Annotated in this window: 8 protein-coding genes; 5 read left to right on the top strand and 3 right to left on the bottom strand. The window is 63.0% G+C overall.

Going from position 1 to position 8,948, the window contains the following annotated elements; translation table 11 throughout:
- Together WA702_RS30475 and WA702_RS30480 are read right to left on the bottom strand one after the other, a co-directional pair.
- The coding region (locus WA702_RS30475; protein WP_425114246.1) for a carbohydrate ABC transporter permease at positions 1 to 569 on the bottom strand (569 nt) is incomplete at its 3' end.
- A complete protein-coding gene (locus WA702_RS30480) occupies positions 566 to 1,807 on the bottom strand; it encodes a carbohydrate ABC transporter permease (protein ID WP_425114247.1) in 1,242 nt (413 codons plus the stop codon). The genes WA702_RS30475 and WA702_RS30480, both read right to left, overlap by 4 nt.
- Between WA702_RS30480 and WA702_RS30485 the strand changes: the two genes are divergently transcribed.
- From WA702_RS30485 to WA702_RS30495, 3 genes are all read left to right on the top strand, one after another.
- The gene (locus WA702_RS30485) at positions 1,751 to 2,590 is read left to right on the top strand and encodes an adenylate/guanylate cyclase domain-containing protein (protein ID WP_425114248.1); all 840 of its coding nucleotides are present in this window, start codon (positions 1,751 to 1,753) and stop codon (positions 2,588 to 2,590) included. The two genes, WA702_RS30480 and WA702_RS30485, sit on opposite strands and share 57 nt — an antisense overlap.
- A 318-nt stretch (positions 2,591 to 2,908) precedes the next feature.
- Entirely contained in the window at positions 2,909 to 3,436 is a 528-nt protein-coding gene (locus tag WA702_RS30490) for a hypothetical protein (protein WP_425114249.1), read from the top strand.
- 49 nt (positions 3,437 to 3,485) lie between these two features.
- Positions 3,486 to 5,474, top strand: coding sequence for a putative bifunctional diguanylate cyclase/phosphodiesterase (locus WA702_RS30495; RefSeq protein WP_425114250.1), 1,989 nt, complete (start codon positions 3,486 to 3,488; stop codon positions 5,472 to 5,474).
- A 779-nt stretch (positions 5,475 to 6,253) separates the two neighbouring features.
- Here WA702_RS30495 and WA702_RS30500 read toward each other — a convergent pair.
- The gene (locus WA702_RS30500) at positions 6,254 to 6,856 is read right to left on the bottom strand and encodes a TetR/AcrR family transcriptional regulator (protein WP_425114251.1); all 603 of its coding nucleotides are present in this window, start codon (positions 6,854 to 6,856) and stop codon (positions 6,254 to 6,256) included.
- 212 nt (positions 6,857 to 7,068) lie between these two features.
- Between WA702_RS30500 and WA702_RS30505 the strand changes: the two genes are divergently transcribed.
- Together WA702_RS30505 and WA702_RS30510 are read left to right on the top strand one after the other, a co-directional pair.
- Positions 7,069 to 8,307, top strand: coding sequence for an efflux RND transporter periplasmic adaptor subunit (locus WA702_RS30505; protein ID WP_425114252.1), 1,239 nt, complete (start codon positions 7,069 to 7,071; stop codon positions 8,305 to 8,307).
- Positions 8,308 to 8,574: 267 nt separating this feature from the next.
- A partial coding sequence (locus WA702_RS30510) for an efflux RND transporter permease subunit (RefSeq protein WP_425114253.1) occupies positions 8,575 to 8,948 on the top strand: 374 nt, incomplete at its 3' end.

Here is an 8,948-nt window from a genome sequence, read left to right on the forward strand (position 1 = left end):
ACGCCGATGCCGGGCGCAATGGCCGGAACGAGATGACGGACGAAAAAGCCGGCAAGCGAATGGCCGTCGAGGAATGCCGTCTCATCCAGCTCGCGCGGCACCGCCGAGATGAACCCTTCCAAGATCCAGATCGAGATCGGAATGTTGAAAACGCAGTGAACCAGCGCGATCCCGACCGGGGTGTTCTCCAGGCCGATCTGGGAGAACAGGACGAAGATCGGCAGCGACAGCACGACGGTGGGCGTAATGCGGAACACCAGCAGCAGAAAGAACAGTTGGCGATCGCCGACGAAGCTGTAGCGGGAAAAGGCGTAGGCGGCCGGCAATCCGACGACAAGGCAGAGCGCGACGTTCAACACGACGTAGATGGCGGAATTGAGGATCGCCTGCTTCAGAACAGCCGACTGGAGAATGTTCTGGTAGTTGATGAGACTGAAATGCCCCTCGGGGATTCCGTCCCTCGGCAGCGTCGACACAAGACTGATGATGATGGTCTGCGCCAGCGGGACCAGGATGAAGGCGGCGAGCACGGCGAAGACGGCGATCCGTCCCAAGGACAGCGACTTCATCCGACCAGCTCCGCGGCAACCGGTTTGCGGGTACTCGTTGCCGTCCTGAACGCCCACGCGACTGTCATGACGATCAGGAAGTAGACGATCGAGCGCGCGGCGGCCGGCCCGTAGTTGAAGGACTGGATATCCTCACCGAGGTCGAGGCTCAGGAACGACGTCGCGCCGTCAGGACCGCCGGCATTGATGCGGAATGCCTCGATATAAATCATGAAGCTGTCCATGAAGCGAAGCAGCAGCGCCATCGAGAGCACGGCCTGCATTTTCGGCAACTGGATGAAGCGAAAGATCTGCCATCGCGACGCGCCATCGATGGCCGCCGCCTGATAATAGGACGACGGCACGCTGGAGATTCCCGCATAGGACAGCACGACGACCAATCCCAGCCAATGCCACGTATCCATCACGATCAGTACGATCCAGGTGTGCAGGGCAGTGAATTTGTAGTCGAAGCCGATGTTAAGCCATGCCATAGCGCGGCCCGCAAGACCGACCCCGGGATTGATGAAGTTGAGCCAGATCACCGGGATCATGTTCCAGGGAACCACCAGCGGCACGGTGACCAGGACCAGCACCGTGCTGACGATGTATCGATTCGATCGGTGCAGCAGCAGCGCGATCCAGATGCCCAGCGGCATCTGCACCGACAGGATCATGGCTGAGAACAGGCAGCTTCGCCCCAGGCTGCCGTAGAATCGCTGCGAAATGACGATGTTGCGGTACCAGTCGACACCGACCCAGGTGGGATTGCGCAGGTCGAAGATGTCGAGGAAGGAATAATTGGTCACGGCCACCAGCGGCAGGATGCCGACGCAGGTCATGATCGCCAGGGCAGGAAGCACCAGGAGCCAGGCTTTATTATCGTATGGCTTCATTTCGAACAGTTGTGGCGGGTGAAAAAACTCGGCCCGGAGAAAGACGGCAGGAGACAATCTGCGCGCAAAGCCTTCGAGGCCTCGCGCGCCCGGATTTGACTCGGGATAGCTCGCCTCGTCGCCCGCGGACAAGCCGGAGATTTGGCAGCCCCATGCTGCGCGTTCAGGGGAGCTGGGAGCGCGCTCAACCGGGTTGTGTGCTGGTTCGAGCCGTCTTCGCCTCAGAACCAGGAGCGGCTTCCAAACCGCCGCGCCGGCAAACGATGCCTGATGCATTTTGCAGCCAGTGAGGCTACCATGCGGTCCATGACGGACGAGAAGTTGAAACGGCGGTTGACCACAGTGCTGTGCGCGGACGTGCACGGCTATTCTCGCCTCATGGCAGCAGACGAAGCGGCAACGCTGGAGACGCTGCGTCGCTACCGCACGGCCATTGCAGGACTAGTGGAGCGCCACGAGGGGCGCGTCGTCAATACCTGGGGCGATGCCGTGATCGCCGAGTTCGCCAGCGTCGTCGAGGCCGTGCAGTGTGCGGTCGAGATTCAGCAGGAAATCAGTCTGCAATCGACGTCGTCTTCCGCCGGCCACATGCAGTTTCGCATCGGCATCAATCTCGGCGATGTAATGGTGGACGGCTCCGACATCTTCGGCGACGGCGTCAACATCGCCGCAAGGCTGCAGGAACTGGCCGACCCCGGCGGCATCGTGGTCTCTGCCCCGGTCTACGACCAAGTGCACAACAAACTATCCGTCGGCTTCGACTGTCTCGGCCAGCAACAGCTGAAGAACGTTGCGCCCGTCACCAGCTATCGCGTCACCGTGGGCAGCCACGCCGGCGTTCGGCTCGACGACGGCGCCTTCCAGGCGAGAGCCTTTGCCGGTCCGGAAGCCGGCGCGCGATCGATGCGTGACGGAGATCAGCCCACCAATTGGATGAGCTCGATCCCGGCTCAATTCGCAAGCCTGCCGCGCCCCCTTGCCATCCCCCTCGTGATTTCTGGCTTTTTGCTTCTGATCAATGTCTTCACCGGCCTGCACCGGGTCTGGTTTCACTGGCCGGTCGCGGCCTTGCTGTTCGCCGGAATCATGCGGACGGTGTTTCAGGACAGGCCGGATCGTCATGAGCGCCGAAGGCACCGGGACTGAGCGGCCCGGGAGGCTGTAACGCTTTATCCGTTCAGCTGAGGACATGGCCGTGCGCTCCTGCATGCGTAGCTGCGCGGCTCCAAATCTTTTTCCATTCAGGCAGCGACGATGCCGCCGCCCCAGCGCAAACGCGAGAAGCCGTCACGCCTTTGACGCAAGGGTAACCATCGCTCCATCCTGTTCTTTAACTCGGCAGCGCTACGGTCTTGGAATGCCATTCTGAGGTTCAAGATGCGTCGGCTCGTACTCGCAGCAGCGGCTGCCATTCTCTTCCATCCCCATGCTGCGAGTTCCGCAGCGGAACTCAAAGGCGCTGCCATGCTGAGCGCGCTCAGGGATGGCGGTTATGTCATTTATCTGCGGCACGATCTAAGCGACACCTCGCGGAGCGACGCCGAGCCGATCGACTTGACCGATTGCGCCAAGCAACGCCCGCTCTCAGACGCGGGACGCGTTCATGCGGGCAAGATCGGGGTTGCATTCAAGGCGCTCCATGTCCCCGTCGACCAGGTCCTGACGAGCCCGGTCTGCCGGGCAAGTGAAACGGCCAAGCTCGCATTTCCAGACCTTCAGCCGAAGAGCCCGCCGGCATTGGTGTACACATTGGCGCTGCCCAAGGAGGAGCTCGGCCATGCGGCGGACGAGCTCAGGAAGATGCTTGCGAACCCACCGCCCGTCCAATCCAATACCGTGCTGGTCGGACACACGACCAATCTGAAGGAAGCCACCGGGCTCTGGCCGAAATATGAGGGCGGTGCTCTGGTGTTCCGGCCCGACGGACACGGCAGCTTTGAGCCGGTCGGGTCAATCGATCCCGCCGCGTTTGAACAGGCCGCCGCAGACTGATGAACAGCGCCGTCCACGCATCGTGGTCTCCTCTCAGCCCTAGATGATCATGAGTTTCCGTTTTGGCACTCTCCGCGCGCGGCTGATAGGTAGCTCGGCGCTTGCCTTTTTCGTCCTGCTTGCAGTCTGCATCCAGTTCTGGAGCGCATTCCGTCAGCAGGAAGCGGTGGTGCGGCAGATTGAGCAGGAGCAGATCGCACGCCTCGAAAGCCTGGGCCGGCTGATGCTGCTGCTCTCCGAAAACCAGGTGCAGCTGTCGGACCTGCTGACGGGTGCCATCGAGCACAAGCTCGATGAGGAGGCGGTGTTCGAGCGCGGGCGGCAGGCCATCGATACGATCCGCGCGATCGATGCGCGCTACAAGGAGCTCCGCTCCTCCTTTCAGAACGAGACGCAGGCGCTATCGGTATACGCGGCTGCGGACCACGAACTTTCCGTCTATCGCGCGTCCCTGTTCTCGGTCGTGGATCTCTGCACCGTCAACATCCAGCTTGCTCCGCTTGAAATGCTGAAGGCCAGCAGCAGTTATGTGCGGATCACCAACTACATGAACAGCGTGGTCAACCTGACCAACGGGAAGGTGGCGTCGGAACTCGACAAGATGCAGACGCAGTCGCGGAATGCCAGCCGCTATTTGCTTTCAAGCGGAAGTGCCGCGCTGCTCGCTTTGATGATCGGATCGGCGCTGTTCTACCGCGATATGCGGCGTGCCGAAATCGCGCGGGATCGCGGCAAGGAAGAAATTCATCACTTGGCCCACCACGACACGCTCACTGGCCTGCCCAACCGCGCGCTGTTCGCCATCGAGCTCGAGCACGCCCTGGCCCGTGCCAAGCGCGGTGAAAAGTCGGCGCTGCTGTACCTCGACCTGGATCATTTCAAGCGCGTCAACGACACACTCGGACATTCGATCGGCGACGAATTGCTGCGCCAAGTCGCGGACCGGTTGCGCGGCTGCGTTCGTGAGACCGACATGATCGCACGACTCGGCGGCGACGAGTTCGCGATCCTGCAAACGCCGCTGGCGCGTCCCGCCGACTCGGCCGCGCTGGCCCGGCGCGTCGAGGAGGCAATGCAGCCGACATTCTCGCTCGGCGCGAGCGAGGCCGTGATCGGGGTCAGCATCGGGATCGCGACAGCGCCCGACGATGCGATGGACCAGGAACAGCTGGTCAAGAGCGCCGATCTCGCTTTGTATGCCGCAAAGGCAAGCGGGCGCGGCTCCTACCACTTCTACAAGGAAGAACTCGATATCCGCATGAAGGCCCGCCACCAGGTCGAGGCCGATTTGCGCGTCGCCCTCGCAGAGCAGCAGCTCGAGCTGTACTATCAGCCGATCGTGGATCTGCAGAGCGGAGAGGTGAAATGTTGCGAGGCATTGGTGCGTTGGCACCATCCGACGCGCGGTATGGTTTCTCCGATGGACTTCATTCCAATCGCCGAAGAATGTGGCCTCATCGCACCGCTCGGACATTGGGTCCTGCGCCAGGCCTGCATCGCCGCGGCCGGTTGGCCACGCGGCATCGCGGTTGCCGTCAACCTGTCATCGGCCCAGATCAAGCCGGACACGCTGGCCCTGCAGGTCACGGCCGCGCTCGGAGCATCCGGGCTTGCGCCTGACAGGCTCGAGTTGGAAGTCACGGAATCGGTCCTGATGCAGAACACGGTCGAGACGCTCGCGACGCTGCACCACCTGCGGGAGCTCGGAGTCCGCATTGCCATCGATGATTTCGGCACCGGCTATTCGAGCTTGAGCTATCTCCGCACATTCCCATTCGACAAGATCAAGATCGACAAATCGTTCGTCGATCAGATCGCCGACAAGGAAGATTGCGTCACGATCGTGCAGGCCGTCACCACGATGGCGCAGCGGCTCAGCATGACGACGGTTGCCGAAGGCGTCGAGACCGACGATCAACGCCAGAAGCTGAGCGAGCTCGGTTGCACCGAGATGCAGGGTTATCTCTTTAGCCGTCCGAAACCCGCCGGCGAATTGATCAGCCTTTTGAATCGGCGAGATGCTGCAACCGCCGCCTGAGCCGACGCTTGAGCGCGTCGCCACAATCTGCGGCGATGCGGTTCAGCGGAACGGCCGTTCCGCGCCGAACAGCCATGATTTTTCCGATGCCAATTTCCTGCGCGAATTTGGCTGGACCGATGATGCATATGCCGCGATACGCGTGCGCTCCTGACCTCGCGTCGGCGAACTCAAGCGAGGGACATGCGTCCGCTCAGAACTCATCCCACGGCCCAATGCACCTGCAGGGTCACCACTGATTTGCCAGTCAAGCCGACCGTGCAAAAATAATTCTCTTTCTATTTTTCAGAATCCGTGCTTTTATCCCCGCATCCCGCCTCAAGCAGAGGGACGTACGCGTCGTCACGAACGCGGGGCGGGTTGCGATGGACGTGTGAGCGGCGCTGGACGAGCGACGTCCGCACGTACGGCGAAATCGTGTGGTCCTGGTCTCCCGGTGCTGAGACCAAGTTGCGATGCTTTGACGAGCATCGTGGGCGACGGGGGCAATCAAGCCGGTCCCCGAGGAGATCACGTATAAGCCGTAACACCATTGCGCAGGGAAGGCCGGTTATTGGCTGAACCTGTGGTTCTGCCGCGTGCTTTTTTGTTGCACGCGGACCATGGGTATCAGCGGATACCCGGCCTTCGCTGCGCCCTCTCGATATCAGAGGGCAGTCGCTGCAACCAACTCGGACGCGACACGCGTCGCGAGGATGTGCTCTCACGTCTCCAAGATGCGAACGAACGAGCTTTGCGAGCGCCGCTTCTTTCGAACGAGACCGCGGTCCCCGCGGGCGCTACGTTCGCGTCGACTGCTCCTCGATCGCCTTGATCGCGACCGCCGCGACTTCGCGCAAGGCGCCGCGGTCGGCACCGGAGGACGCCATCACGCCCATGCCGACGGTGACGGCCGAGAGATAGCGCGCCAGCGCCGCCGGATCGGCCGACGGCTTCAAATCGCCCTCGTCGCGTGCCCGGGCAAAGCGGTCGCGCAAATGATCTTCGGTTTGCGCCCGCCGCGTGGCGAGCTCGAACGGGACGCTGGCCGAGCCGCTGCCGCAGGCGATGCCGCCCTGGACCAGGAGACAGCCGGGCGGGTTGGCCGGATCGGTCTGCTTGTCGGCGACGCCGGTCAGCATCCGCTCGGCGACCTCGCGCGCGGTCGGCGCGCTCAACACCTCGTCCATCCACTCCGCCCGCCGCGCCGTGTAGCGGTCGAGCGCGGCCTTCAGCAGGCCTTCCTTGCTGCCGAAAGCGGCATAGAGGCTCGGCGGATTGATGCCCATGGCGTCGGTGAGCTGCGCGATGGTGGCGCCCTCATAGCCGTGGCGCCAGAACACCTCCATCGCCTGGTCCAGCGCGATGTCGCAGTCGAATGCTCTGGGACGTCCCATAGCCATTGGTCCTACTCCTGCCTCGCTCCCCTGCGCCGGTGGCCACCCGATGTCGGCGGCTTGATCGCTATCTTATTGTTTTTACGGCGTCTTTCTTTGATCTGGATCATTCGCCGCCAGCCGGGCTACCATTTTTATAATATCTGTTACATAAGTATCTTGCGGAAGGCACACCAGGGCTACATCTGTAGCGCGCACTACATTAATGGAGCGCGCTAATGCCTTCGCCCGAACATTCCCCTACCAGCCGGGTCCGGCAGGTCGCCAGCACCCTCGTGATCGCTGGCGCTCTCATCGTCGGCGGCTCGGTCGCCGGGAACCGCTATTTTCATACCTCTGCAAATACCGCCCAGGCTGCGACGCCAGAGCAGGCGATCGCCGTGACGGTCGCGGTGGTCGAACCGCGCCAGGCCAGCCTCTGGGACGAATTCTCCGGGCGGCTAGAGGCGGTCGACCGCGTCGAGGTCCGCCCCCGCGTCGCCGGCGCGATCCTGGCCACCAACTTCACCGAGGGCGCGCTGGTGAAGGCCGGCGACATCCTGTTCAAGATCGACCCCGCACCCTACGCCGCCGAGGTCGATAAGGCCCAGGCCCAGCTTGAAGCCGCCAAGGCGCGCGCCGCCTTTGCCGCGGGTGAGCTCGAGCGCGGCGCTCAGTTGGTCGGCAACGCCGTGGTGACCCGCCGCGACTACGACCAGCGCGACAACGGCAATCGCGAAGCGATCGCCAACGTCAAGGCAGCTGAGGCGACGCTCCAGACGGCAAAGCTCAACCTGGACTACACCCAGGTGCGCGCGCCCGTTGACGGCCGCGTCGGCCGGATCGAGGTCACCGTCGGCAATCTCGTCGCCGCCGGCTCGGCGTCCCCTGCCCTGACGTCGCTGGTCTCCGTCAACCCGATCTATGCGAGCTTCGACGCCGACGAAGAGGTCGTGCTGCAAGCACTGCATTCGATCGCCGACGCCTCCGGCCAGCGCGGCAATCTCGATCGCATTCCGGTCGAGATGACGGTCTCCGGCGGCAGCTCCGCCAAGGGCCACATCCAGTTGATCGACAATCAGGTCAACGGCCAGAGCGGCACGATCCGCGTTCGCGCCGTGTTCAAGAACGAGGACGGCCGGCTGATCCCCGGTCAGTTCGCGCGGGTGCGGATGGGCCAGCCGAAACAGCAGTCCCTTGTGCTGGTCGATGAGCGCGCCATCGGCACCGACCAGGACAAGAAGTTCGTCATGGTGGCCGGCGATGACGAGCGCGCCGCGTATCGCGCGGTCACGCTCGGCGGCAATGTCGACGGCCTGCGCATCGTCACCTCCGGCCTCAAGGCCGGCGACCGCGTCGTTGTCAACGGCCTGCAGCGCGTGCGTCCGGGCGCTCTCTTGAAGGTTCAGGTGGCAGCAATGGGCGCACGGGATGACGCGACGGCTTCCTCCGGCAGCAAGCAGTTGGCGCAGCGCTGACAAGAGAATGGCGAGCTGTTCGCCATGACAACGGTCAACCCTCTCCCACTGTGGGAGAGGGTGCCTCGCGAAGCGAGGCGGGTGAGGGGTCTCCATCCACGTGCGCGAATGCCGAGAGAACTCCTCACCCGGCTTCGATGCTTCGCATCTCCGGCACCCTCTCCCACAAGGGAAGAGGGTGGACTGCCACCGGAGCTACTACTCCGATTCAAGTCGTTCGCGCGCAGGCGCTGATTTCGATCGACGAATTTACAGACGAGCCAAGCCATGAACCTCTCCAAGTTCTTCATTGACCGGCCGATCTTCGCTGGCGTGCTGTCGACCCTGATTTTCCTCGGCGGGCTGATCTCGCTGTTTGCGATGCCGATCTCGGAATATCCCGACGTGGTGCCGCCCTCGGTGGTGGTCCGCGCGAACTATCCCGGCGCCAATCCGAAGGTGATCGCGGAGACGGTCTCGACCCCGATCGAGGAGCAGATCAACGGCGTCGAGGACATGCTCTATATGAGCAGCCAGGCGACCACCGACGGCGCGATGACACTGACGGTGACCTTCAAGCTCGGCACCGATCCCGACAAGGCGACGCAGCTGGTGCAGAACCGGGTGCAGCAGGCCGAGCCGCGGCTGCCGGCCGTGGTGCG

This window comes from Bradyrhizobium sp. (assembly GCF_049798375.1).
Lineage (GTDB): Bacteria > Pseudomonadota > Alphaproteobacteria > Rhizobiales > Xanthobacteraceae > Bradyrhizobium.